General features: G+C 43.1%; 25 protein-coding genes and 1 pseudogene. 12 read left to right on the top strand and 14 right to left on the bottom strand.

Annotation, left to right across the window (positions count from 1 at the left end; translation table 11 throughout):
- Positions 1-3: 3 nt before the first annotated feature.
- A complete protein-coding gene (locus tag CKO50_RS21170) occupies positions 4-1041 on the top strand; it encodes an AI-2E family transporter (RefSeq protein WP_095729773.1) in 1038 nt (345 codons plus the stop codon).
- A gap of 121 nt (positions 1042-1162) precedes the next feature.
- Here CKO50_RS21170 and CKO50_RS21165 read toward each other — a convergent pair whose 3' ends face one another.
- The 5 genes from CKO50_RS21165 to CKO50_RS21145 all read right to left on the bottom strand — a co-directional run bounded on the left by CKO50_RS21165 (position 1163) and on the right by CKO50_RS21145 (position 4263).
- Positions 1163-1600, bottom strand: coding sequence for a hypothetical protein (locus CKO50_RS21165; RefSeq protein WP_095729772.1), 438 nt, complete (start codon positions 1598-1600; stop codon positions 1163-1165).
- On the bottom strand, positions 1584-2927 hold the full coding sequence (locus CKO50_RS21160) for an ATP-binding protein (RefSeq protein ID WP_095729771.1): 1344 nt from the start codon (positions 2925-2927) through the stop codon (positions 1584-1586). Before CKO50_RS21160 ends, CKO50_RS21165 begins: the two co-directional genes overlap by 17 nt.
- Positions 2921-3595, bottom strand: a complete 675-nt coding sequence (locus CKO50_RS21155; protein WP_095729770.1) for a response regulator transcription factor — start codon at positions 3593-3595, stop codon at positions 2921-2923. The genes CKO50_RS21160 and CKO50_RS21155 overlap by 7 nt, the downstream gene beginning before the upstream one ends.
- A gap of 2 nt (positions 3596-3597) precedes the next feature.
- On the bottom strand, positions 3598-3855 hold the full coding sequence (locus CKO50_RS21150; protein ID WP_095729769.1) for a PepSY domain-containing protein: 258 nt from the start codon (positions 3853-3855) through the stop codon (positions 3598-3600).
- Positions 3856-3963: 108 nt separating this feature from the next.
- Positions 3964-4263, bottom strand: coding sequence for a YciI family protein (locus CKO50_RS21145; RefSeq protein ID WP_095729768.1), 300 nt, complete (start codon positions 4261-4263; stop codon positions 3964-3966).
- Positions 4264-4484: 221 nt separating this feature from the next.
- Here CKO50_RS21145 and CKO50_RS21140 point away from each other — a divergent pair, with 221 nt between their 5' ends.
- On the top strand, positions 4485-5909 hold the full coding sequence (locus CKO50_RS21140; protein WP_010604974.1) for a sodium-dependent transporter: 1425 nt from the start codon (positions 4485-4487) through the stop codon (positions 5907-5909).
- Between the two features lie 72 nt (positions 5910-5981).
- Here the strand turns inward: CKO50_RS21140 and CKO50_RS21135 are convergent, their stop codons facing one another.
- Positions 5982-6623 carry a CPBP family intramembrane glutamic endopeptidase gene (locus tag CKO50_RS21135; RefSeq protein WP_095729767.1) on the bottom strand — a complete coding sequence of 214 codons (642 nt, stop codon included), beginning with the start codon at positions 6621-6623 and terminating at the stop codon, positions 5982-5984.
- Positions 6624-6713: 90 nt separating this feature from the next.
- Positions 6714-7283: an inner membrane-spanning protein YciB gene (locus tag CKO50_RS21130; RefSeq protein WP_095729766.1), complete on the bottom strand. Its 570-nt coding sequence runs from the start codon at positions 7281-7283 to the stop codon at positions 6714-6716.
- A gap of 122 nt (positions 7284-7405) precedes the next feature.
- Between CKO50_RS21130 and CKO50_RS21125 the strand changes: the two genes are divergently transcribed.
- On the top strand, positions 7406-7678 hold the full coding sequence (locus CKO50_RS21125; protein ID WP_045989644.1) for an HU family DNA-binding protein: 273 nt from the start codon (positions 7406-7408) through the stop codon (positions 7676-7678).
- Positions 7679-7720: 42 nt separating this feature from the next.
- Here the strand turns inward: CKO50_RS21125 and trpA are convergent.
- From trpA to CKO50_RS21095, 6 genes and pseudogenes are all read right to left on the bottom strand, one after another.
- Positions 7721-8532: pseudogene (trpA, locus tag CKO50_RS21120) on the bottom strand (tryptophan synthase subunit alpha).
- Positions 8529-9713 (bottom strand): tryptophan synthase subunit beta, encoded by a 1185-nt coding sequence (gene trpB, locus CKO50_RS21115; RefSeq protein ID WP_095729765.1) that lies wholly within the window; start codon positions 9711-9713, stop codon positions 8529-8531. The pseudogene trpA and the gene trpB overlap by 4 nt, the downstream one beginning before the upstream one ends.
- A 7-nt stretch (positions 9714-9720) precedes the next feature.
- Entirely contained in the window at positions 9721-11085 is a 1365-nt protein-coding gene (gene trpCF, locus CKO50_RS21110; RefSeq protein WP_095729764.1) for a bifunctional indole-3-glycerol-phosphate synthase TrpC/phosphoribosylanthranilate isomerase TrpF, read from the bottom strand.
- The gene (trpD, locus tag CKO50_RS21105; protein ID WP_095729763.1) at positions 11078-12082 is read right to left on the bottom strand and encodes an anthranilate phosphoribosyltransferase; all 1005 of its coding nucleotides are present in this window, start codon (positions 12080-12082) and stop codon (positions 11078-11080) included. Before trpD ends, trpCF begins: the two co-directional genes overlap by 8 nt.
- Positions 12083-12091: 9 nt before the next feature.
- Positions 12092-12673 (bottom strand): aminodeoxychorismate/anthranilate synthase component II, encoded by a 582-nt coding sequence (locus CKO50_RS21100; protein WP_010378569.1) that lies wholly within the window; start codon positions 12671-12673, stop codon positions 12092-12094.
- Complete coding sequence (locus CKO50_RS21095) at positions 12666-14243, bottom strand: anthranilate synthase component 1 (protein ID WP_095729762.1); 1578 nt, start codon at positions 14241-14243, stop codon at positions 12666-12668. The genes CKO50_RS21100 and CKO50_RS21095 overlap by 8 nt, the downstream gene beginning before the upstream one ends.
- 436 nt (positions 14244-14679) lie before the next feature.
- Here CKO50_RS21095 and CKO50_RS21090 point away from each other — a divergent pair, with 436 nt between their 5' ends.
- The 6 genes from CKO50_RS21090 (at position 14680) to CKO50_RS21060 (ending at position 19080) form a co-directional block, all read left to right on the top strand.
- Positions 14680-15525: a PHP domain-containing protein gene (locus CKO50_RS21090; RefSeq protein ID WP_095729761.1), complete on the top strand. Its 846-nt coding sequence runs from the start codon at positions 14680-14682 to the stop codon at positions 15523-15525.
- 4 nt (positions 15526-15529) lie between these two features.
- Positions 15530-16150, top strand: a complete 621-nt coding sequence (locus CKO50_RS21085) for an L-threonylcarbamoyladenylate synthase (protein WP_010378577.1) — start codon at positions 15530-15532, stop codon at positions 16148-16150.
- An 11-nt stretch (positions 16151-16161) separates the two neighbouring features.
- On the top strand, positions 16162-16956 hold the full coding sequence (locus CKO50_RS21080) for a ScpA family protein (protein WP_095729760.1): 795 nt from the start codon (positions 16162-16164) through the stop codon (positions 16954-16956).
- Between the two features lie 53 nt (positions 16957-17009).
- Entirely contained in the window at positions 17010-17597 is a 588-nt protein-coding gene (gene scpB / locus CKO50_RS21075) for an SMC-Scp complex subunit ScpB (RefSeq protein ID WP_010378581.1), read from the top strand.
- A complete protein-coding gene (rluB, locus tag CKO50_RS21070) occupies positions 17594-18454 on the top strand; it encodes a 23S rRNA pseudouridine(2605) synthase RluB (RefSeq protein ID WP_095729759.1) in 861 nt (286 codons plus the stop codon). Before scpB ends, rluB begins: the two co-directional genes overlap by 4 nt.
- Positions 18455-18675: 221 nt before the next feature.
- The gene (locus CKO50_RS21060) at positions 18676-19080 is read left to right on the top strand and encodes a GFA family protein (protein WP_095729757.1); all 405 of its coding nucleotides are present in this window, start codon (positions 18676-18678) and stop codon (positions 19078-19080) included.
- Positions 19081-19133: 53 nt separating this feature from the next.
- Here CKO50_RS21060 and CKO50_RS21055 read toward each other — a convergent pair whose 3' ends face one another.
- A complete protein-coding gene (locus CKO50_RS21055; protein WP_010604961.1) occupies positions 19134-19877 on the bottom strand; it encodes a YciK family oxidoreductase in 744 nt (247 codons plus the stop codon).
- Positions 19878-20073: 196 nt separating this feature from the next.
- Here CKO50_RS21055 and CKO50_RS21050 point away from each other — a divergent pair, with 196 nt between their 5' ends.
- From CKO50_RS21050 to CKO50_RS21040, 3 genes are all read left to right on the top strand, one after another.
- The gene (locus CKO50_RS21050) at positions 20074-22512 is read left to right on the top strand and encodes a VolA/Pla-1 family phospholipase (RefSeq protein WP_095729756.1); all 2439 of its coding nucleotides are present in this window, start codon (positions 20074-20076) and stop codon (positions 22510-22512) included.
- Between the two features lie 102 nt (positions 22513-22614).
- Positions 22615-23628 carry a protease SohB gene (sohB, locus tag CKO50_RS21045; protein ID WP_095729755.1) on the top strand — a complete coding sequence of 338 codons (1014 nt, stop codon included), beginning with the start codon at positions 22615-22617 and terminating at the stop codon, positions 23626-23628.
- Between the two features lie 111 nt (positions 23629-23739).
- Positions 23740-24021 (top strand): hypothetical protein, encoded by a 282-nt coding sequence (locus tag CKO50_RS21040; protein ID WP_255230832.1) that lies wholly within the window; start codon positions 23740-23742, stop codon positions 24019-24021.
- Positions 24022-24269 lie beyond the last annotated feature (248 nt).

Below are 24269 nucleotides of genomic sequence, written 5' to 3'. Positions count from 1 at the left end.
ACTGTGTCTTCACTGACTGGAATTAACAAAACGCTGGTGGTTTTGGCCTCGCTATTTTTAGTGTTAGGTGGTATTAAGCTCGCGTCTGAGATTGTCGTGCCGTTTATATTAGCTGCATTCATTGCGATTATCTGTAATCCCATGCTCAAGTTTTTAGCTCGCTTTAAAATTCCAAAAGGGCTGGCCATTCTGGTGATTATTGCACTTGTTATTTTAATAGGTGCAAGTATTGGTGGGCTTGTTGGACAATCAGTCAATGATTTCTCCAAGCAGCTGCCAACTTATAAAGAAGATTTACAAGAAAAGTTCGTTTGGTTGGTCAGTACTGCCGCGAACTACAATATTTTATTGGATAAACAACAACTTATTAGCATGCTAGACCCAAATAAGCTAATCGATGTGGCCACCAACATGCTGACTGGCTTTGGTGGTGTGATGGCAAATAGCTTTTTAATTCTGCTTATCGTCGTCTTCATGCTTTTTGAAGCGCCTTCTTTGGGCCACAAAGTACATCTCGCACTGGACGATCCTGAGATGAAAATGCAGCAAATTGATAGATTTTTAGATTCTATCAATAGCTATTTGGCGATTAAAACGCTTGTTTCATTGGCGACTGGTGTTGTGGCGGCCGTTTTTCTATGGGCACTCAATGTTGATTACTTCGTGCTTTGGGGCGTGGTTGCATTTCTGCTTAACTATATTCCAAATATAGGTTCAATCATTGCAGCTGTGCCGCCTGTTTTACTGGCCTTAGTGACACAAGGACCATTGGTGAGTGGTATTGTTGCTGTGGGCTACATTTGTATTAATACTTTAATGGGCAACATTATTGAGCCAAGGTTTATGGGTCGAGGGTTAGGTTTATCGACCTTAGTAGTGTTTCTCTCGTTAATCTTCTGGGGTTGGTTACTCGGAACTGTGGGGATGCTGCTTTCTGTGCCACTGACCATGGTTGTGAAAATTGCCCTCGAAACCAGCGAAGAGGGTAAATGGCTTGCAATCCTTCTCGGTTCAGAACAACCCGATAATAGACCATCTTAACAACACTGAGACTCGGCTAATAAAAAGGAGCTACAAACAGCTCCTTTCCTAATAATTTTACTCGTCATTATCTGAAGCTCAGGTTATTAAGGCCCGGCATCTAATAACCTAATCAAAAATGTCACTGGAGATTCAAATCTTCTTTCAAGACTTTACTGCTTTTCAGCTCGATGATGTGTGCTTTTAAAAATGCAATTTTGCAATTTTTGTAAGCTGTCGCCGAGCGCGTCGCATTCGGCATGTCTAGTAAGTATCGCCACCGACAGCTATCTTCCATATATTCCTCCTGATTGCGAAGGGCACGTTCCATAATTGGCAAGATCTGAGTATTCCCAGTATCCGCTTGATACTTTTTAGTATCAAGCAATAACTTAGTGATCCAGGTTTGACGATGACGTTCAAGTAAGTTGATATTGCCGTCCAGGCACATGAGGAATTTTTTTGCCTTTTCCGGATGCGTTGACTCATACTTCGTACAGTCTTGTAGTGTGACATCGTCGTCTGCAATCACAGAAAAGGTTAATCCCGATACCAATAGACTGCTAATTATTCTTTTCATGATTAAACTCTATCGTAAATTTAGCGCCACCATGTTGGGAAGTACCGATTTGCATCAAGCCATGATACGACTTAACTAAATCAGATACGATAGCCATTCCTACGCCGTGGCCAGCTTCATAGGTGTCTAATCTTGCACCTCTAGTCAGCAGCTCTGAGCGACGATGCTCTGGAATGCCTGGGCCATCATCTTCGACTTCTATGATTAGTAGGCGCTTTTTAGGTGCACTTACTTTTATATCGACCAAGGAACCACATGCTTTACAGGCGTTATCTATAATATTACCAAGAATTTCCATTAAATCCGTTTTATCACCTAAAAATGCAACCTCCTCACCACATTCGGATGAAAATTGAATGCGCTTGTCGTGATACACTTTAGTCATGGCGTTGAGTATTGAGTCTAGTACGGGTTTTACTGATGTTTGCTTCTTCCATGTATCGGATGCGCCCGTTGCAGCACGTTTCAATTGATGTTCGATCATCGCATTGATTCTGTCTAGCTGCTCCTGAGCATCTGCATCTTTTGCCAGTGGACTGGATTTGATCACCGCAAGGGGCGTTTTTAACGCGTGCGCAAGGTCACTAAGTGAAGCTCTATATCTCTCTTTTTGACGCTTTTGAGATTCTAATAGTAAGTTTAAGTCGGATTTGATTGTTAGAAGCTCGACGGGGTAGAGACCCGTGATCTTATCGCGTTCGCCAGCTTCAATTTCTTTAATTTCTTTATCCAATCGCTGTAATGGCCGGGCGTTCCATACAAACCCAAATGCCATCAATCCAGCTATCACCACTCCCATAACCAGCATCCAGTTGACCAAGGTGTTTCTAAACCCCGACATTAACTCCATCAGTGCGTCATTTTTCTTTAAAAGTACAAAGCGGGCTTGTTGCGATTGCTCTGCATTTCCGAGAATAACAGTTAGGCTAAGTTGCCAAAACAGTACGCCATTATATTCAACTCGTTTAAACTCAGATGCTCCAGCCTGGTTTTCTGAAAAGTCAGGTGAAATTGAGAGATTTACAGCCGACTCGGAATACCAAACAAGAGAATTATCTTGATAGACAAGTGCATAAGTATCAGAATTCAGTCTGTTTAACTCAGGTGCAAGAATACTGCGAGGCATTTCGAGTCCGTTAGAGACAAATTCGACTTCAGAGATAAGTGAGTAGAGGTGGGCTTCCAATGTTTTTTCAGTCGCATCGACTAAAGAAGAGTAATAAGCCCTGCCCACGGAGAAAAATAGGGCGGGAAGGGCAATAATAAGCACAAAGACAAGGATAAATCCTTGTCTTATTTTAAGCGAAATTTGAGAGCTGTTTACCACTGATTTTTGAACCTATATCCACGTCCTCTAAGGGTTTCAACAGGGTTCAGAGTGCCATCTGGGTCTAGCTTTTTACGCAGTCTTAAGACAAACACTTCAATGACGTTAGAGTCTAAATCAAAGTCCTGATCGTATATGTGCTCAGTGAGTTCAGATTTAGAAATGACTTTTTGTGGGTTAACCATCAAGTATTCTAAAACTTTATATTCATAGGCCGTTAGTGATAGCTCGTTATCGTTAACCCAGACTTGCTGCGAGCGAGTGTGGATTTTGATTGGACCAATGCAAATCTCTGGATTTGCTTGTCCAGCGCTACGTCTAATCAGTGCATTGCAGCGAGCAATCAGTTCTTCAACATGAAACGGCTTAGTGAGGTAGTCATCAGCACCTGCATCAAGGCCCTCAACTTTGTCTTGCCAGCGGTCACGAGCGGTTAAAATCAGAATAGGGATCTTTATACCGTTTGCACGAGCTCGACGAATGATTTCAATACCGTCAAGTTTTGGCAAGCCAAGATCAACGACCGCCATATCTAACGGATATTCTTCTAGGTGAAATAATCCAGATTCACCATCATGACACAAGTCAACGCTATATTTTTCTTTCTCTAATGCATTTCGCAGGTTTTCTGCTAGTTGAATATCGTCTTCGATAACTAAAATACGCATCCTTAGTCCTTATTTACTTCACCTGTCTTCTTGTTTACTTTTAAGTCAACAATTCGACCGTCTGGTTGGAGAATTCTTACCACAAAAAACTGATTTTCTTCAGAAATCTTAAGCGTCCTCCCAGCGTATTTATCAAGCGCCAGAGACACCGCTTCTTTTTTTGTAATTGTTTTTACATTCTTATCATTGCGGCTATTGGCGTCTGCTACACTCGAAACGAACGCCAAGATCAACGCTAAGAGAGTGAGTTGCAATCGCATTTTAAGCTCCACAGTTTCATAGATACTAAGTGTCTAAACTTCATAAATCTCAAACAAATCTAGTGCTTTTGTAATTAACCTTTGCTGAACTTAACGTTCAGTAAACTTTTATGGCAGAACTCGCTTGTACGGTTTTACGATACTAGCAGTATAGACACCAGCGTCAATATAGGGATCGACACTTGCCCATTGCTGCGCACTTGCTAAGTTTTCAAACTCAGCAATAACCAAAGAACCCGTAAAACCCGCTTCACCAGGATCTTCCGAATCAATAGCTGGTAGCGGGCCTGCTGCAAACAATCGACCTTGTTGTTTTAATTCTTCTAAACGAGCTAAGTGAGCAGGGCGTGCAGCAAGACGTTTTGCTAATGAGTTTTCAGCGTCGGTTGAATAGATCATGTAAAGCATAAGTATTAGTTCCGGATTGTTTTCTAGGTTATTATTGTTATTTTTACGTATTTTGTCGGCTTTTCAGGGCCGTTTATCAATACTATGATAAAACGCCCTCAGTGCAAAAGTAAATGTACACAGAGTTTTTCAGTGATTAGTCATTTAAACTTGAAAAACACTCAGCTTGACTGGTAGAGTCCTTCGGATATTTGTAGAAAATAATAATAAGGTTGATTGCAATGAGTGCAAACCGTGAGCATTTTAGCTCCCGACTAGGATTTATCCTTGCCGCTGCAGGTTCTGCTGTTGGTATTGGTAACTTAGTCGGTTTCCCTGTTTCCGCCGCAAAAAATGGTGGTGGGGCATTTTTACTAATCTATGCACTATTTGTAGTGTTTATCTGTTTACCTGTCATGATGGCCGAAATGGCAATGGGTAGGAAAGCGCAAAAAGACCCGTTTGGCGCATATAAGCTGCTATCTAATCATGATAAAAAGTGGTCTATAGCTGGATTTTTGGCTGTACTCACGCCGTTTATGATTGCCGTCTTCTATATGGTTATTACCGTTTGGATTTTTGGCTTCTTAGCGCAAACAGCTTTAGGTAACTTAGATGTACTCGCCTCTCCGAAGTACTTTGGCACTTTTATCAACGATACCAATGTTTTCATCTATATGTTGATAGTGGGTGTGATCGTGAATCTTATCTTGGTTGGCGGTGTAAAAGAAGGGATCGAAAAAGCAGCTAAGTTACTCATGCCAGCGTTATTTGTCATGTTAATTGGCCTTGTCGCATACGTATTAACCCTTGATAACGCGATGGCAGGTGTACGCTATTACATCGTTCCTGACTTCGAAAAGATGAATGCAAGTGTGCTAAATGGCGCACTGTCACAAGCGTTCTTTTCACTGTCTTTGGGGATGGGTATATTGATCACATACGCTTCGTATATTTCTAAGAAAGACGACATCGTCGGTAGCTCTAAAATGGTCGCGATTACAGATTCATTAGTGGCGTTTATCGCTGGTCTGATGGTACTTCCGGCTATCTTTAGTTTCAATCCGAATACAGATCCAAGTAAGTTATCTGACTCTTCTGTATCTATGATTTTCGATTACTTGCCGAAATTGTTATTGGCTTTACAAGATGATATTGGCTACGTCGGTGCCTCAATAGTTGCAGGTACTTTCTTTTTACTGGTTTTCTTTGCCGCGATAACGTCGCTAGTGTCAATTGTCGAGGTGCCTACCGCGACTTTGATGGAAGAAAAATGTATTTCACGTAAAAAGGCATTGATTATCTTAGCGTTGACCACAGGTATCTTGACTGTGCTATCTACTATGTCTTTTGGAATGGTGGATTGGCTTACAAGTTTTGTAAGTTATGGCGATGCTCAGAAGAGCTTCTTTGACCTAATCTACGATGTGTTTTACGATACTATTTTACCCTTGAATGGTCTGCTGTTGTGTCTATTCGTTACTTATCGCTGGAAAAAGTCTGGTTTGAATGAAGAGCTTGCGCAAGGTGCAGAGGGGTACGTAGGCAGCTTTACTGAGAAATATATTAATTTCTCTCTATCTACATTCATCCCAGTGATCCTGTTGGCTATTTTCATTAATACTGTTGCAACTAAATATTTTGCATTCAGTATCTTTGGCTTCTAGCAGCGGAACATTTGTTTTGGGCACGATGACATCGGCGTATTAATGCGCCGATGTTTAATCTAAACCTTGATACTAGAATTTTACGCCCGAATCTAAGTACTGCCCAATTCCTATTGTGAACATCCACAGTCCCCACAGGCTATGCTCTAACACACACACCGCAAGCGAGCGACTATGTGCGTAGGTATAAGAAAATAGTAGCCCTCCAACAAAAGATAATGCCACGGCTATCCAGTTGTCGTAGACGCAGTGCGCAAGCGCAAACACTAATGCACTTAGCAAAACTCGATTGTTCTTATTCGGTAAAATCCTTTTATAGCGATGAAAAAAGTAGCTCCTAAAAATTAACTCTTGTGGTAAGACGGAAAGAATAGGGTAAGCAATTAATAATAATAGCCAGTCGCTGGGTGAATCGAGCGGCAGGGAAAACCAATTTCCTTGGCTAACTAAACCATAGAGCATGGCTGAAAACATCGCGCCTGCGAAAAACGTGGTGAATAACCGTTTTTTGACGGACGAAAACTCTCCCAAACTGGTTAACCTAAATCGTTTGAAATGGGGGTCGGTTAGTAGTAAATGGGTACAGACTGCCATTAAAATGATCAGTGCTGGAAAAAGCCAATTGTTGAGGTGATCACGGAATTGATAAGCGATAATGGGCAGGACAAAGAATACAAATACGAGTTCACACCACCTGTATTGGCTTGCGTTCAAGGCTAGTTCCCCAAAATATTTGGCGGCTACAAGCCGCTATAGTTAGCTCTCACTCGTTAACTATAGCAGCTGCAGATGAACCTTGAATGGTTACTCTTCAGGTAAATATTTTTGAATTTTAAACATGGTAAAGAGGAGGGCAACGAAGGTGATCCCAATTAAACCAAAGACTTTAAAGTTTACCCAAAAATCAAGAGAGAAGTGGTACGCAACGTAAAGGTTTAGGCCTGCGATGAAGAAAAGTAATACTGCCCAAAATAGGTTTAATTGGTCGCAGTCTTTTACAGGTAAATCAATATCAATCTCGCTTTTTTCCTTCTCAGCTACTGACTTTAAAACCCCTTCGAGTGCGCCTTTTACCAAGTTTTTATTAAACAAGTACCTCGATACGAGTAAAGCCACACCTAAAATTGCATAAATAATGGTGGCTTTCCATTTTATAAATTGCTCATCATGGAAGAAAATCGTCATCCCACCAAGGATCAGCGCAATTGCTAGGAATATCCAATGACGCTTTGCGACTTCGCGCTTAGTGATGTATTGATGCGCGACCTGTATAAGAGAGGCGATGATTAGTACACCCGTTGCCCAAAAAATATCGACAAACTTATAAACCGCAAAAAATAAGATGAGCGGTAAGTACTCAATTAAAAATGACATTTTTTATCCTAACAAAGTTGGTTGTAAGGGTTTTACCAAGATACGACGAGAACATCAACATTGACTTTCTTTGATGAAACCCATAGCCTGCTGCGCTCATTCAATGGTTCAGAGGTATTTGCATGAATAAGAGCGATTTAGTTACAAAAATGGCGGAAATTAGTGGATTAACAAAGAAAGATTCACAGGCGGTGTTAAATGTCATTTTACAGGCCACTAAAAAGCGCTTGTCAGAGGGCGATCAGATGCAAATCAATGGACTTGGTACATTCGCGCTAAGTTACCATCCCCCAAAGCAGGGACGCAACCCACAAACAGGTGAGACCATCACCATTGAGGGACAAAACAAGATATTGTTTAAACCTGCTAAAGCCTTAAAAGATAACTTGCGTTAATTTTAAGAAAAGCCAGTGTTAAATACTGGCTTGAAAGTAATATTACTTCTGCGTTGCAGCTTTCATTTGCTCAACAAAGGTTTTTAACTCAAAGCACATGGTGCTAGGGTCACCCAAATGTTTTTCGATGATTTTTACCACCGCCGAGCCACTAATTGCANCCCCCCTGCCGCACCTGAGCTAATCGCATGCTTTACATGCTCCGGTTCAGAAATACCAAACCCTAGTAGTGGCGGCGCAGCATGATACTCGATAAGTTTGGTGATCATCTCTGTTGCCGGCATTTGTGCTGTCGTTTCTGTACCTGTCACGCCTGCACGCGAAAGTAAATAGGTATAGCCACGACCTCGGGTGGCGCATTCTCGTAACGTATCATCGCAGGCATTCGGTGTAGCAATAAAAATGGGCGCGATGTCATTTGCCATTGCAGTGAGCCTAAACGGTTTGGCTTCGTGCAGTGGCACATCAGCAACTAAGATAGAATCCACACCCGCAGTTTTGGCGTCTTGATAAAACTGCTCAATACCACGAGCAAAAATCAAGTTTGAGTAAAGCAACAAACCAATTGGAATATCACTGTTGTAGCGACGAATTTCAGCGATGATCTCAAGACAGTCTTGCGTATTAACATCTTGCTCTAATGCCCGGATGTTAGCCGCTTGGATAACAGGACCATCAGCGATGGGATCGGAAAACGGAATACCGAGCTCCAATGCATCAGCGCCACCGTCAATCAGGCTTTTGATGATCTCAATACTGAGTGCCTTATCGGGATCACCAATCGTCACGAAAGGAACAAATGCACCTTGGTTTTTTTCATTTAAGTGCGCGAACATCGCGTCATAACGTCTCATAGTTCACCTCGCTCAGATAGTACCTGGTGGACGTGAGCTAAGTCTTTGTCTCCGCGACCACTTAAGTTAACAACAATCACCGTTTCTTCCGTTTGCGCTTCTGCATATTTTAGTGCGTATGCCAGAGCATGGCTTGACTCTAGGGCTGGAATAATACCTTCGTGTTTAGCAAGCGCTTGAAAGGCATTTAATGCTTCAGTGTCGGTAATGCCAACATATTGCGCGCGGCCTGTTTCATGTAAAAATGCGTGTTGAGGACCAACTGCTGGGTAGTCGAGGCCCGCTGAGACGGAATAAGATTCTTCAATCTGACCATCTTGATTTTGCATAATGTAGGTATAGGCACCGTGTAAAATACCTTTAGTACCTTTACATAATGCTGCGCCGTGCTCGTCAGTATCCAAGCCTTTACCAGCCGGTTCCACACCAATTAATTTCACGCCTTTTTCGTCAATAAAGTCTGCGAACATACCGATAGCATTTGAGCCGCCGCCCACACAAGCGATAACCGCATCTGGCAAACGACCTTCTGCTTTTAGTACTTGTTGTTTCGCTTCTTCACCAATCATTTTTTGGAACTCTCGGACAATCGTCGGGAATGGATGAGGACCTGCAGCCGTTCCGAGTAAATAATGCGCCGTTTTGTAGTTTGCAGACCAATCACGTAATGCTTCATTTACCGCGTCTTTTAATGTGCCTGAGCCGGCAGTAACAGGGATAACTTCCGCACCCATCAAACGCATTCTAAATACGTTTGGTTGCTGACGCTCAACATCTTTAGCCCCCATGTATACCCGGCACTTTAAGCCGAGTAAGGAGCAGGCTAGGGCGGTTGCAACACCATGTTGTCCAGCGCCAGTTTCAGCGATGACTTCTTTTTTACCCATACGTTTAGTTAATAGCGCTTGACCTAATACTTGGTTAGTCTTGTGTGCACCACCGTGAAGTAAATCTTCACGCTTTAAGTACAGTTTTACCTTAGGGTTTTTAACTAAGTTGCGTGTCTTGGTCAGTGGTGTTGGGCGACCCGCAAATTCATTCAAAAGTTGATAAAACTCCTGCTGAAATTCTGGGTCTTTTTGTGATTTATAAAATTCCTGTTCTAACTGCTTTAACGCAGGTACGAGTAACTCGGGCACAAACATGCCTCCGAAGTCACCAAAATAAGCTGAATTACTCATGTCCACCTCAATATTTTCGAATTTGTGTAAACGCGTTAGCGATTTTTTGAGCGCATTTTTTACCAGGTGAATGCTCAACACCTGAATTTAGGTCAAGACCATCGGCACCTATATTGACGGCACCGTGAATGTTGTCGGGGTTTAGGCCGCCAGCCAACATATAATTGCTCGAACTACGATTTAATAGCTGCCAATCAAACACTTGTCCCGTGCCACCAAATGCAGTGTCGGTTTTGGTATCGTACAATTGCTTGTCTACGCCAGCGAAGGGGCTTGGCAGTGCTGTGTCCACACCCTGTGCTTTCCAAATTTGACAGGTCACTGGAAGTTGTTTTCGCAGGGTATCGATGTACAACTCATCTTCGTTGCCATGTAATTGCACTGCACTCAGTTTTAATATTTGCGCATACTCAGCAACTTGCTCAAGCGGTGCGTTAACGAACACACCAACGTACTTGAGCGGTGCGCTATCGGCGACGGCCTTCGCACAATCAATGTCGACATAGCGAGGCGATTTTGGATAAAAGATAAGACCGCCGTATACTGCTCCAGCTTCATAAGCTGCTTGCGCATCTTGGCTTCGAGTAAGACCACACACTTTGTTTTCGCCCAAAATCAAGCGTCTGCAAGCAAGTTCTAAGTCTTGTTCAGCCATCAGTGAACTACCGACCAAAAAGCCGTCACAAATCGGTGATAAGCGTTTCACATCGCGGTGCGTGTATATGCCAGACTCTGAAATCACGACTTTGTCTTCGGGGATTAACTTTCTTAGTTTCTCTGTAGTTGCTAAATCCGTTGATAAATCTCTGAGATCACGATTGTTAATACCGATAAGTTCAGCATCTAACGCAAGCGCTCTTGTCACTTCTTCTTCATTGCTTACTTCCGTTAAAATCGACATATTAAGTGATTTGGCCACGCTCGCTAGTGCCAAATATTCTTCGTCATTTAATACAGACAACATCAAAAGAATGGCATCGCCACCGTGTAAGCGGGCGAGGTAAACTTGGTATTCATCAATAAAGAAGTCTTTACAGATCAGAGGCTGATCAACCAGCTTTCTTACCGTGGCAAGGTATTCATAACTGCCTTGAAAGTATTTTTCGTCGGTTAGCACGCTAATACATGTCGCGTACTTACGATAAACACTGGTAATTTCAGTCAAATCAAAATGTGAGCGAATAAGGCCTTTTGAAGGTGACGCCTTTTTGCACTCTAAAATAAATTGTGTCCCAACTTGCGCCAACGCAGCGGTGAAGTTAAGCGTGGTGGGGGTTACTTCGTCGATAAAGTTACTTAACGGACGCTGCGCCTTACGCGCTTTTAATTCTTCGACTTTATCGGCAACAATTTTTTCTAATACATTAGCCATTACTCACCTCTACGATGCTAGCCAAGGTTGTCATGGCTTTCTTGCTTGCAAGCACTTCGCGTACTTGTTGGCTTGCGGTTTTAAAATCTGACGCCTTATCGGTTAATACCAACAAGGCTGCAACGTTTGCAATGATCGCTGCATTGTGTGCAGCTTCGCCTTCACCATTTAAAATCGCAAGGCTCGCTTTCGCGTTATATTCTGGCGTATCACCAGCAATAGATTCAAGTGAATAGTTTTCTAGTCCAAAATCGCTTGGGGTAACGGTGTATTGCGTCACTTCACCATGCTTTACTTCTGCAACTAGCGTTTCGCCGTGCAGAGCAATTTCATCTGTGCCACTACCGTGAACTACCATCGCTCGTTTCGTACCTAAGCGGTTTAGCGTTTCTGCCATGGGTAAAACAAGGGCAGGGTCGTAAACGCCGAGTAATTGCACTTCAGGCTTGGCTGGGTTTGCCAATGGCCCCAGAATATTAAATATTGTGCGCGTTTTTAGTTGCGTGCGAACAGGCATAGCATGTTTTACACCAGCGTGGTAATGCGGTGCAAACAAAAAGGTAAAGCCGGTCTCTGCTAAGCACTTTTCTGCAAGTGCGGGAGTCATATCAATGTTAATCCCAAGTGCTTTTAGTAAATCCGCGGAACCTGATTTACTGCTCACGCTGCGATTACCGTGTTTGACCATATTAATACCACATGCTGCGGCGACAATGGCGGCGGTGGTACTCACGTTGATGGTATTTGTGCCATCGCCACCCGTACCACAGCTGTCTGCTGCGAGTAGGTCTTGCTTGTCAAATGCAGTGGCATGGTCACGCATAGCCTGAGCTGCTCCGGCTATTTCCGCCGCTGTTTCACCTTTAAACTTTAGCGCAAGCAGCGCTGCGGTCAGTTCGATGTCGCTCAGTTGTCCAGCCATAATATCGCGAAACAAGGATTTGGCGGCGTCGAACGATAAATCTTGTTGCTTTAATAGGGGTTGTAACTTTTCCATCCTGATCTCCTAAGCGCTAAGGTACGCGATACTTTGCTGTAATAGCTGAGCGCCATTGGGGGTCAATATTGACTCTGGGTGAAATTGATAGCCAATCACTTTGTGTTCACTGTGATAGATAGCCATCGGAATGGCTTGATATCTCGCGATCACTTGCAGTGCTGGTGGTACGCTTGTTGCCATTAGAGAGTGATAGCGCGCCACGGGGAATTGCGTCCCGAGTCCGGCAAATACCGGATGTTCATCCGCTTCTATAATAGAAGATTTACCATGTACCGTCTCACCCGCTTTGCCAACTTCACCACCATAACTTTGGGTTAGGGCTTGTTGACCGAGGCAAATTCCAAGCATGGGGAATTTACCTTTACATAGCTCAATCAACGCGAGCAAACAGCCTGCTTCCGATGGCGCGCCAGGTCCAGGTGATAAAACTAAGATCACAGGATCAACTTCTGCACACATTTTGTTGAAAATGGTTTCGGCAGAGATGTTGTTACGATAAACGACCAAGTCGAGTCCTAGCAGGCTAAGCTCATCCACAAGGTTATAACTGAAAGAATCAAAATTATCTAAAAAGTATACCTTAGTCATGGTTTGCTCCTTCATACGTGGACTGTACTGCTTTAATCACTGCCATGGCTTTAGCTTTGGTTTCATTTGCTTCACTTTGTGGATTTGAATCAAACACAACACCTGCACCTGCTTGTACGTAAGCTATGTTATTTTTTACAAACGCAGAGCGAATTACGATGCAGGTGTCCATCGCGCCATTGCCCATCAAATAACCTACCGCGCCGCCGTAACTACCACGACGCTGCTTTTCTGTATGGCGAACAAGTTCTGCGGCTTTAACCTTTGGCGCGCCGACGAGAGTGCCCATATTCATACAAGCCTGATAGGCGTGAAGGGCATCTAAATCAGGCTTTAATTGGCCAACGACGCGCGATACTAAATGCATGACTTGTGAGTAGCGGTCCACTTTCAATAATTCTTTTGCGTGTCGAGTACCTGCAATACTGATCCGTGCGACATCGTTACGGGCAAGGTCAACCAACATAAGGTGCTCTGCACGCTCTTTTTGATCGTTGCGCAGCTCGAGCTCAATGCGGCTATCTAAATCTGGATTGATACTACCATCAGCAAACTTACCTCGTGGTCTTGTCCCCGCGATGGGATAGACTTCAACTTGGTTACTCTGCTCACAATATTTGAGCGCCGACTCTGGAGATGCGCCAAATAGCACAAAACGTTCATCCTTCATATAAAACATGTAGGGACTAGGATTTTGTAGTTTGAGCTGTTTATAGGCGGCGAGTGAGTTATGGCAAGGAAGTGAAAAAGTGCGAGAGGGAACGACTTGAAAGATGTCACCGTTGATAATGTTGGTTTTCAACTTTTCAACGTGTTGACAATATTCGTCGTCACTCACATTGACTTTGACATCTGCACCGCCACTTTGTGGCTCAAACTGAAATTCAGTGATTTGATCACATTGACTGTTTAGCTCTTCTAGCTGTTTGCCTACTTCAAAGCAATTGGCGTGAACCTCAGGGCCATTGAAAACATTACCAATGAGCTCAGTAGTTCGTGCTTGATGATCGATCACAACTAAGGTTTCAGCGAGATAGAAAACATAGTCGGGACAGTCGTTGTCCCCATCTGGTACTTCAGGAAGTTGCTCAAAGTTTGCAACCATATCATAGGCGAATACACCACCTAAAAAGACGGAAAACGGCGTATCTGAGTTACGTTTAATTTCATTGATACAGGTTCTGAGCGCACTAAAGGCGTTATCTGCTTTTAGTTTTGTATGCTCATCAATGTTACTTTCCAATGCGTTGTACGTGAGCGTCAAGGTATTATCATTGAGGATCACGTTACAATTTGTGACCTTTTGCGCAAGGTACGGTAGCAACTGAGCACCATTGTTAGACAAGGCTTTAGCAATGACTTGGGCGCCGTTACATTCGAATCGAATCGCACTATCCACAAGCACGATGCTTTTCACATTGTCTTTAGACTCTATTTCTGCTGATTCAAGCAGTAACGAGTTTGTTTTGTTTAAACCTGCGTATAAAGACAGTGGGCTGGCAATATAATCGCGCCTTTGTCTTATACTGGTGACCTCACCTGGTGTGGTCGTTATATGACTAAAAATCAAACCTCATTCCTCTTAATTTCTAGATATTCTGTTTAGAAAATAAAAAACCCCCGAAAGCTGAGCTCTGCGGGGGTTATTGTTCAGACACAACAATACCGTCCCGCTAGGGCATCCACCACCACCAAATTGTGTTTACTGTGATATTGTTGTTCATATAAGCCTCTAAAAAGTATAAAAAAACCCGCGGCATTGCGCGGGTTGATAAATCGTAGATATAACGAAACACACCCGCTTAGTTCGAGTGCCACCACCAAATGTTTTTTTGAATTTGTTTGTTCATTTGTGAATATTTCGTTGTTTAATCTAAATTAGCTACAGTAAACCCTATTCTTGCTACAAGTGTCAAGGGCAAATATCAGAAAATAACCTAAGGTCGTATCAGTTAACTTGTGATATAATCAAAACGTTGATAATTCATAGAGATAGTTAATACATTTTGATTAAATATGACCTCCACAGCCATACTACTTTTTCCGATGGCCGCTTAGCTGTTGATGAATTGCTTGAGCGAGCAACGGAAAAAGGCGTTGATATTCTTGCAATTACCGATCATGACACGATAGATGCGATCCAGCCTGCCCGTGACTACATTAGCCAAAATAATCTCACGTTAGAACTTATTAATGGCGTTGAAATTTCTACAAAATGGGAAAGCTTTGAAATCCATATCGTTGGATTAAATTTTGACCCTGAGCATGAAGCATTAACAAAGCTGCTGCACGAACAGCAGCAAAAGCGAGAAGCCAGAGCAAAAGAAATCGGCGAGCGATTAGCCAAAAAGGGCTATGAGCATGTCTACGATGATGCCCTTGCACTTGCCCAAACTGCGCAGATCACCAGAGCGCATTTTGCTCAAGTTTTGGTTGAGCGGGGCGTGGCTAAAAACGTACAAAGCGTTTTCAATAAATTTTTAGCACGTGGCAAGACCGGGTATGTGCCAAGTCAATGGTGCGATATACACACGGCGGTTGCTGCTATTCATGCCGCGGGTGGAGTAAGTGTATTGGCACACCCTGCTCGATATAAGATGTCGAATAAGTGGCTAAGAAAGTTAATTGCTGAATTTAAAGCGGTTGGGGGAGCTGCAATGGAAGTTGCACAGCCGCAGCAAGCGCCTACTGAGCGCCAATTTTTGGGGCGACTAAGTCAAGAGTTTGAATTGTTAGCAAGCCAAGGGTCAGATTTCCACTTCCCAATGCCTTGGGTCGACCTTGGTCGTAACTTGTATTTACCTAAAGATTGTCAAGGAGTTTGGCGTCATTGGGGAGGCAAAGAGGAATAAGCTTATGAGTCAATTTTTTCATATTCACCCAGATAACCCGCAAACGCGTTTAATTCGCCAAGCGGCTGATATTATTGAGCAAGGTGGCGTGGTGGTGTTTCCAACCGACTCCGGCTATGCCATTGGTTGCAACCTCGGTAATAAGCAAGCTAAGGAGCGGATAGAGCGGATCCGCGGCATCGAAAAGCACCATAACTTCACTCTTTTATGTCGTGATTTGTCGGAGCTTTCGACCTATGCTCGTGTCGATAATCAAATGTTTAGGATGATTAAAAATAATACGCCCGGTCCGTACACGTTTATCTTTAAAGGGACGAAAGAAGTTCCTCGTCGTTTGCTCAATGAGAAGAAAAAAACCATCGGGATCCGTGTGACTGATAACCCAATTACCTGCGCGTTGTTGGAAGCGCTGGGTGAACCTTTGATGTCATGCTCTTTGATTTTGCCAGGAGAGCAGTTTACTGAGTCTGACCCCGATGATATCCGCATGCGTCTTGAGAAGCACGTAGACTTGATCATTCATGGTGGCTATTTAATCGAGCAAGCAACCACCGTTATTGATATGTCCGAAGACACCATTGAGATTTTGCGTCGTGGCTGTGGCGATACGTCGCCTTTTGAATAACGCATGTTGAGATGACAGAAGCACTCCAACAGAAATTACCGCTGGCTTTTTTACACGGTGAAGCGGTAATTGAAAAGCCGGAAGATCTTTATATTCCCCCTGAAGCCCTAGAAGTTATCTTAGAGACCTTTGAAGGCCCGTTGGACTTACTGCTTTATCTTATTAAAAGACATAAATTAGATATTCTAGAATTACCGATTTTTAGTATTACTCAGCAGTATGTTCAGTACGTTGAAATGATGAAGGACATGCAGCTCGAACTTGCGGGTGAATACTTGGTGATGGCAGCTTTGCTAGCACAAATAAAATCAAGAATGTTACTACCAAAACACGAAGAGTTAGAGGAAGAGGAAGATCCCAGAGCTGAGCTGGTGAGACGCTTGCAGGAATACGAGCAATTTAAGCAAGCCGCTGAGAACTTAGATGAGATCCCTCGTGTTGAGCGTGATATCTTTGTCGCTCATGCATTGATAGACAGTAGCACCGACACTGAGCCAGAATTCCCAGACATTGAACTGAGGGAATTACTTTTGGCGCTGTCGGAAGTGATGGCCCGAGCCAAGACCTTTGAGCACCATCACATATCCGCAGAAGCACTTTCAACCCGAGAGCGTATGAGCTTTATATTGCAATTGCTACGAGAGCAGAATAAGCCGGTAGAATTTGCGCGATTTTTTACCTTGGACGAAGGGCGCAGTGGTGTAGTGGTTACTTTTATTGCCATGCTCGAACTCATTAAGGAGCAGTTGGTTGACTATATTCAATCAGCAACGGCAGCGTCGATTTACCTGCATTTAAAAGGCTAGGGGATGGCTGCAGCCTCTGCTATACTCCGCATTTTTATCTTCAAGCATAAAATATGAAAAGACGCGTTAGCGATGAACAACTGGTTGAATTGGTTGAAGCAGCGATTTTCGTTTCAGATAAGCCGTTATCTAAAAAGCGCTTAAAAGAAACTGTGCTGGAAGATATCAGCGTGTCATCACCGCGTATTGATCAGGCACTGGAAACACTGGTAAATCATTATCAAACTCGCGGTGTGAGGCTGGTTGAGGTTGGTACTGGATACCGTTTTCAAGCTTGCCCGAGCTTGAGCCCTTGGCTAAGTAAACTGTGGCAGGAAAAAGCACCAAAATACTCACGTGCTACACTTGAGACTTTGGCATTGATTGCTTACCGGCAACCAATCACTCGAGGCGAAATAGAGCAAGTGCGCGGGGTCACCGTGAGTTCTAATATTATCAAAAGCTTGATAGATCGCGAGTGGATAAAAGTGGTGGGTTACAAAGAGGTACCGGGTAAGCCTGCATTGTATGCAACGACAAAACAATTTTTAGATTACTTCTCATTATCTGGTCTTGGGGAATTACCTCGATTACCTGAACAACATAATGAGAAAATAGAACAGTTATTAAACGATCCTTCTGTGAGAGAACCATCTGAATGAGTGAAAAACTACAAAAAGTATTGGCAAGAGCTGGCGTTGGCTCAAGACGCGAAATGGAAAAGTATATTGAGTCTAACCGCGTAAGTGTAGATGGAAAAGTTGCCAAGCTAGGAGACCGAGTGGAAGAGACTTCGGTGATCCGTGTAGATGGACATATTGTTAAAATAGAGCAGCAAGAAGCGCGCATCTGTCGCGTACTTATGTATCATAAACCTGAAGGTGAGCTGTGTACTCGTCGCGACCCTCAAGGTCGTCGTACTGTATTCGATAGGCTACCAAAGTTAGATGGTGACCGTTGGATAGCTATTGGGCGATTAGATATCAATACATCAGGCCTGTTGCTCTTTACCAATGATGGTGAGCTAGCTAATCGCTTGATGCACCCAAAATACGAAGTGGAACGTGAATATTCTGCTCGCGTATTTGGTGAAGTAACAAACCAAACGTTGCGTACATTAACCAAAGGTGTTGAGCTAGAAGACGGTCCTGCAAAATTCCTTAAGATTAAGCCACTTGGCGGTGAAGGTCTGAATAAGTGGTTCAATGTAACACTGACGGAAGGGCGTAATCGTGAAGTTAGGCGTCTTTGGCAGTCGCAAGATGTTGAAGTGTCGCGTTTGATCCGTATCCGCTATGGTAAATTGGAGCTTAATAAGCGTTTACCACAAGGTGGATGGGAAGAATTAAAATTAGAAGATGTTAACTACCTACGTAAATCGGTAAGCATGAGGGCCGAGCAGCAAACTAAGTTGTCGGTCATGCCAGAAAAGCGCAAAGACAAGCGCGCGAAAATTAATAAGATCCGCAAAGCAGTAAAAAAGCATAATCAAAGGGTCAAAACCCCAAGAAGAAAGTAATTTAAGCTTTTTATACCAATTAGCTTATTTAAGTGAGCTATTTTGAGGCGAGAAAATCTTGTCGATAACAAGGCAAAAATTTTGCTATTTAGTTGTTCTAAATGAGAAGTTTTTAACGTAGTTAGCGTCAGATTTGCTCCTTCAAATTGATCAAGTATTAAGACTAATTGGTATTAAACACCAGCCTAGCTGGTGTTTTTGTATTTGATAAGGAAATGCAAATGAAAGAGATGTTTTCTGGTAGTTGTCTGTGTGGTCAGGTTAAATATCTTGTAGAGGGCAACGCGCAGGGCTTTTGTCTATGTCACTGCGAGTATTGTCAAAAAGACACAGGCTCCGCACATGCTGCGAATTTATTTTTTCAAAATGCAGTGCTAACTTGGCTCGTGGGAGAAAAATCAATCACGCGCTTTACTTTACCGAATACTAAGCACGTTAAAGCCTTTTGTGCTCGTTGTGGCTCAGCATTACCAAACCAGCAGCCTATCGGTTTAGTGGTACCAGCTGGTAGCTTAGATGATGCGCCGAGTCTTACGCCAACTGCACATCTATTTATCGCGAGTAAAGCGAAGTGGGATGAAAAATTAGAGCAAGTGCTGGCGTTTGAAACCTTGCCGAGAGATTAACTTAGGTAATATAGAAGGCTGCAATTGTGGATCTGCAGCCTTTAAAGTGCTAGTTAGTAGGTTTGGGCATCTAAAGATTGGCCATTAACTCCGATTGAGTCATCAGACATCAAGTACAGGTATGTTGGCATTAATTCTTCAGGTGTTTTTAGTTTATCTTTATCTTCACCTGGGAATGCTGATGCACGCATACTTGTTCTTGTCGCACCAGGATTAATGCAGTTAATACGAATATTGGTTTTACCCACTTCTTCGGCCCAAGTTTGCATCATACCTTCGGTTGCGAATTTAGAAATTGCATATGCTCCCCAAAATTCACGACCTTTACGTCCTACACCCGATGAAGTAAAGACGATAGAAGCGTTAGGTGCTTTTCTCATTACAGGGAATAGCGATTTAGTGATCACCGCTTGGGCTGTTACGTTTACCTTCATTATGTTTTCGAAGGTTGAAACGCAAAAGTGTTCCATTGGACCTAAAGAGCCTAAAATAGACGCATTATTTAGCAAGCCGTCAAGCTTACCAAATTGCTGCTCGATAGTGGCAGCCAAGTCTCGGAAGTGTTGTTTGGTTGCACCACGTAAATCTAAAGGTACAATTGCAGGCTGTGGGTAACCGGCGTTAACAATTTCATCATAAACGGCTTCTAGTTTACTGGTGGTTTTGCCCAATAAAATAACCGTTGCACCATATTTGGCGTAATTAATCGCCGCAACACGGCCGATGCCGTCGCCAGCACCTGTTACTAATATCGTTTTATTCGCAAGTGCGTTTTCAGGAGCTTGATAAGTCTGCATTCTGGACTCCAATTAAGATGTTTGGGTCATTTTATCACAATGCAGTAGCAAGTTAGCGAATTTATTGTAAATATGGCTGGCGAAATAACAAAGTTTGAGTTAAGTTTAACTGGTCTAATGTCTTATTAAAAATGCAATTACATAGATTTAACGAGAATTATCACAATAATAATAAGATTATGTCGGAGCCTATAAAATGAAAAAAATGCTACTCTCACTCGCAGTATCAGCAGCACTCGCTGGCTGTGGAGGCGGTGAAACGTTAGAAGATGTAAAAAATGATACTACGCCCGTTTCTCCAACGATTTCTGTTAAATTTGATCCATCAGGCGGTGTGATCTCAGTTCCAAACGATATCCTTTTATCCGGCACTCAAGACGGAACCCTTAACTTACCTGATGAAATGTTGGGAATGAAGGATGGTGAAGGTAATCCTCTGGTGACGCGTGCAAGCTATGCAAACCCAAGTATTGTGATTGGCGCCTTAGATGGTTGGTCGACACAAATGCCTTACGTTATCGACATGACGACAACGAATGGGTTGACACTTGATGCGCAAAGCGTCATGACTCCGGGCGCCGTACGAATTTTTGAAGTTGCAATGGGTGGACCATTACAAACTGACGAACAGTGTGCGCAGCTACCGTCAGGGATAGCATGTAAATTTGTTGCTGAATTGGAGTTTGGTCCCCAAGGCGATTTCGTAGCGATGACGAATGGAGCTGGAAATGGCATTGTAGTGGTTCCTGTCAAGCCGCTTAAACCAAGTACGACTTATATTACTGTTTTAACCCGTACTTTGAAGGACTCCAGCGGACAAAGTGTTGACCCATCATCGACGTATAGCTTATTGCGTCAAAACGCACCACTGGTGACCGATGCGCAAAAATCCTTGCAAGCAGTAATACAAAGTTATGAGGAAGTGGTTACCAAAGCTGGGGTAGATGGTACCGAAATTATTTACACAGCAGCAATGACTACACAATCAACTGGTGCTGGTTTAGCTGCGACGAAAGCTTTACTTGCACAATCGCTCGCAAAGAACACTCCACCAGTAATCGCAGTTCCTGCTCAGGCACCGATGACGGTCGCTGACGCACTGGAAGGTAAAGTGCCAGCGGCTTTACTGCCTGCTTTCCAACAAATTAAATTAATGCGTGGTGTTATTCAACTTCCCCAGTATTTAGCGAAGCCAAAAACAGGTGGCATTGAAGCATTAGCAGATACCTACTGGCAGGCTTTATGCGACAGCCCAGTTACACTGGGTGGGTATGTTGCACAAGGTGGCCAATTACCCCAAGTAACAGAAGGAGACGATCAGCTTTGTGCGGGCCTCCCTGTGCCTGAAGGTGTGCCAAAGTTTAGAAGCATTGGCGTGGATAAACAGCGTTTTATTACCCAATATAACCCAATTCCCAAGCAGCAATGGCTTGCTAATGTGCCTGTGCAAATTACATTTCCTGCTAACGATGCGGCGCGTCCAGAAAGCGGATGGCCAGTGGTTATTCTCCAACATGGGATCACCAGCAAGAAAGAAGACATGCTTGGCTTAACCTTGTCTCTTACGCAAGCAGGCTTTGCGACGGTAGCAATCGACCACCCGATGCACGGCGAGCGCGGCATTGATATTGACGGTGATGGCAACGACGAGTTTAATGCGTCGACGGGTAGTGTACTTTCTTACATGAATCTAACATCGTTGTTGGTTGCGCGTGATAACTTAAAGCAATCAGCAGCAGATTTAATGGGGTTACGTTTAGGCTTAAACTTTATTAATCAAGCATCTGGTGGCCAAGTTAACTTCAATACCCAGCAAGTTAGTTACCTAGGTCACTCACTTGGTTCAGTTGTAGGCCCAAGCTTCCTCGCTCAAACCAATGCGCCATTAAATCCAGCAATTGATGGCTTCTTTAAAGTTGAGTCAGCAGCACTTGCAAGTGGTGGTTCGGGCATTGCTAACTTCTTGATTGAGTCAAAATCATTTGGTCCGTTTGTACAAGGCTCCGTGTTGAGTTCTGCAGGTAATCTCGCATCGCAAGCGTTTAATGCCTATCTGCAAGAAGGCGCAGTTGCTGACTGTGGCACGCTTGCAGCGGATCAAAGCAAATATGTTTCCTGTGCATATGGAACGTTTAGAGCAAATTTAGAAGCGGCTGGAGACACTGCGACACTAGCATTGATTGATGGTACGGTGACGCAATTTGGTTTTGCAGCACAAACCGCATTAGATAGTGCAGATCCACTAAACTATGCAGCTTCCGTGAAAGCGCTACAAACGCCAGTATATATGAGTGTTGTTACGGGTGGTGTTGATGGTAATGCAGCTGACTTGGTTATTCCTCCAACGACAGAGCGTAGCTTCTTGTCAGGTAGCTTACCACTTGCTGGTTTCATGGGCTTAATGCCAGCAAGTGAAACGCAAATGAGTCAAGACGGAACACCTGGAAGTTATGTAGTGAAGTTCTCTCAGGGCCATCACAGTTCAATCTTAACGACGGGTTTTGATGAAAAAGCCGGTGGCACAGCAGCAGGACACGCAGCGGCGTCAATCGAAATGCAAACGCAAGTTGCAAGCTTCTTGAAGTCAAAGGGTTTGGTTTTACAAGTATCTAACCCGGATGTTGTTGCAAACTAAGACATTTTTCGAGACTATAAAAGGCCGCAGCTAGCGGCCTTTTTTATGTCCATTTTATATTGAAAAAATGGTCCCCTTTATGAGCTAAATGAGGAGAACGACTTGGCATTTTTGTTTGAATATGGGTTATTTCTAGCCAAGACAGTAACCATTATCTTTGGTATTGCAGTAGTCATTATTTTGATGGTGGGAGCAAGCTCAAAACCAAAATCGAAAAAGGGCGAAATTGAAGTTACCGATTTAAGCGACAGTCTGTCGCAATCTAAACAACAGTTTTTGCAGCAAACGCTTGATAAAAAGGCGTTAAAAGCTCTAAATAAGTCGCAATCAAAAGCGCAAAAAAATAAAGATAAAGATACAGAGAAAAATGTTTTTTATCTTGAATTTAACGGAAGTATGGACGCTCACGAAGTCGAGGGTTTAAGAGAAGAGATCAACGCTATTTTAACGATTGCAGATAAAGAAAAGGATCAGGTTGTAGTGTCTGTAGAAAGTGGTGGTGGGGTTGTTCACGGTTATGGACTTGGTGCATCGCAACTTACGCGCATTAAGCAAGCAGGTATTCCTCTAACCGTCTGTGTAGACAAGGTTGCTGCAAGTGGTGGATATATGATGGCCTGCGTTGCAGATAAGATTATTGCAGCGCCATTTGCAATTATTGGTTCAATCGGTGTGATTGCGCAGATCCCCAACTTCAATCGTTTATTGAAAAAGAATAACGTTGACTTTGAAATGGTAACCGCTGGTGAGTATAAGCGTACACTCACGCTGTTTGGTGAAAATACGGATAAAGGAAGAGAAAAGTTTAAAGAGGAGCTTGAAGAAACACATGGTCTGTTCAAACACTTTGTCTCTGATAATCGTACTGACCTTGATATTGAGAAAGTGGCCACTGGAGAACATTGGTTTGGTACACAAGCGTTAGAACTTAAACTAGTCGATGAAATCTCAACCAGTGACGATTTACTCATGACCCTAAATGAAAGTCACCAGCTTTATAAGGTGGCTTATAAGACTAAAAAAGGCGTTGCTGAGAAGTTTGGACTTCAGTTAGGGCTCGCCATTGAACGTTTCTCCGTTAAAGCGTTAACAAAACTAAATCAATCTAAATATTAGTGATTGTTGTTCAGTTTATATCAATAAGCTTTATTTCAAACTATTAACAATACTTTATAGACGGCATTGTGTTTACTAAGCACATGATGCCGCGCTAAAAGAGAGGTTGTTATGAATAAAGTTATTGTACTTTCTCTACTTACCTTTAGTCTGACTTTAGGTTTAAATCAGGCGAATGCTAAACCGGAGAAGTTACCACCGGGCCTTGAGAAAAAGTTGAAGCAGGGCAAGCCACTTCCACCGGGTTGGCAAAAAAAGCTCCAAGTTGGAGAACGCTTAGATCCAGATATCTACGACCATGGCAAAGTGATTTATCGTGACAGAGAATCATTGGTGACATATATGGACGCTCCGCTGCTGTCAAGTAATACTCATCCAACAAGGTTGTTTTAACAGCTTTGTTGCTTCTTTTATTTATCTCTCATTTATTATTTGTATGTATTGATAAACAGTCACTTTGAGTCACCCTAAATAACCTGAATTTAGGATAAGAAATTAAAAAATCGAAGGAACTAATTGCTCGTTCCCTGATCCGATCATTCGACCAAGAGTGATTAAACCAAAAGGAATGAGCATGAATAAGTTAGTTGAAACCTACTGCGATGTCGATGATTTCTGTCAGTTATTTATCATACACTGGC

It is taken from the genome of Pseudoalteromonas sp. HM-SA03, from assembly GCF_002289345.1.
Classification (GTDB): Bacteria; Pseudomonadota; Gammaproteobacteria; order Enterobacterales; family Alteromonadaceae; genus Pseudoalteromonas.
This window is presented reverse-complemented; position numbering and strand designations above follow the sequence as displayed.

Bases quoted from the DNA above. Each gene is read 5' to 3' on its own strand.
- CKO50_RS21060 (WP_095729757.1), top strand. From the start codon at position 18,676: ATGAAAGAGATGTTTTCTGGTAGTTGTCTGTGTGGTCAGGTTAAATAT.
- CKO50_RS21100 (WP_010378569.1), bottom strand. From the start codon at position 12,673: ATGACTAAGGTATACTTTTTAGATAATTTTGATTCTTTCAGTTATAAC.
- trpB (WP_095729765.1), bottom strand. From the start codon at position 9,713: ATGAGTAATTCAGCTTATTTTGGTGACTTCGGAGGCATGTTTGTGCCC.
- CKO50_RS21040 (WP_255230832.1), top strand. From the start codon at position 23,740: ATGAATAAAGTTATTGTACTTTCTCTACTTACCTTTAGTCTGACTTTA.
- CKO50_RS21050 (WP_095729756.1), top strand. From the start codon at position 20,074: ATGAAAAAAATGCTACTCTCACTCGCAGTATCAGCAGCACTCGCTGGC.
- rluB (WP_095729759.1), top strand. From the start codon at position 17,594: ATGAGTGAAAAACTACAAAAAGTATTGGCAAGAGCTGGCGTTGGCTCA.
- CKO50_RS21165 (WP_095729772.1), bottom strand. From the start codon at position 1,600: ATGAAAAGAATAATTAGCAGTCTATTGGTATCGGGATTAACCTTTTCT.
- CKO50_RS21145 (WP_095729768.1), bottom strand. From the start codon at position 4,263: ATGCTTTACATGATCTATTCAACCGACGCTGAAAACTCATTAGCAAAA.
- trpCF (WP_095729764.1), bottom strand. From the start codon at position 11,085: ATGGCTAATGTATTAGAAAAAATTGTTGCCGATAAAGTCGAAGAATTA.
- CKO50_RS21150 (WP_095729769.1), bottom strand. From the start codon at position 3,855: ATGCGATTGCAACTCACTCTCTTAGCGTTGATCTTGGCGTTCGTTTCG.
- CKO50_RS21155 (WP_095729770.1), bottom strand. From the start codon at position 3,595: ATGCGTATTTTAGTTATCGAAGACGATATTCAACTAGCAGAAAACCTG.
- CKO50_RS21130 (WP_095729766.1), bottom strand. From the start codon at position 7,283: ATGTCATTTTTAATTGAGTACTTACCGCTCATCTTATTTTTTGCGGTT.
- CKO50_RS21055 (WP_010604961.1), bottom strand. From the start codon at position 19,877: ATGCAGACTTATCAAGCTCCTGAAAACGCACTTGCGAATAAAACGATA.
- CKO50_RS21125 (WP_045989644.1), top strand. From the start codon at position 7,406: ATGAATAAGAGCGATTTAGTTACAAAAATGGCGGAAATTAGTGGATTA.
- CKO50_RS21080 (WP_095729760.1), top strand. From the start codon at position 16,162: ATGACAGAAGCACTCCAACAGAAATTACCGCTGGCTTTTTTACACGGT.
- CKO50_RS21085 (WP_010378577.1), top strand. From the start codon at position 15,530: ATGAGTCAATTTTTTCATATTCACCCAGATAACCCGCAAACGCGTTTA.
- CKO50_RS21140 (WP_010604974.1), top strand. From the start codon at position 4,485: ATGAGTGCAAACCGTGAGCATTTTAGCTCCCGACTAGGATTTATCCTT.
- scpB (WP_010378581.1), top strand. From the start codon at position 17,010: ATGAAAAGACGCGTTAGCGATGAACAACTGGTTGAATTGGTTGAAGCA.
- trpD (WP_095729763.1), bottom strand. From the start codon at position 12,082: ATGGAAAAGTTACAACCCCTATTAAAGCAACAAGATTTATCGTTCGAC.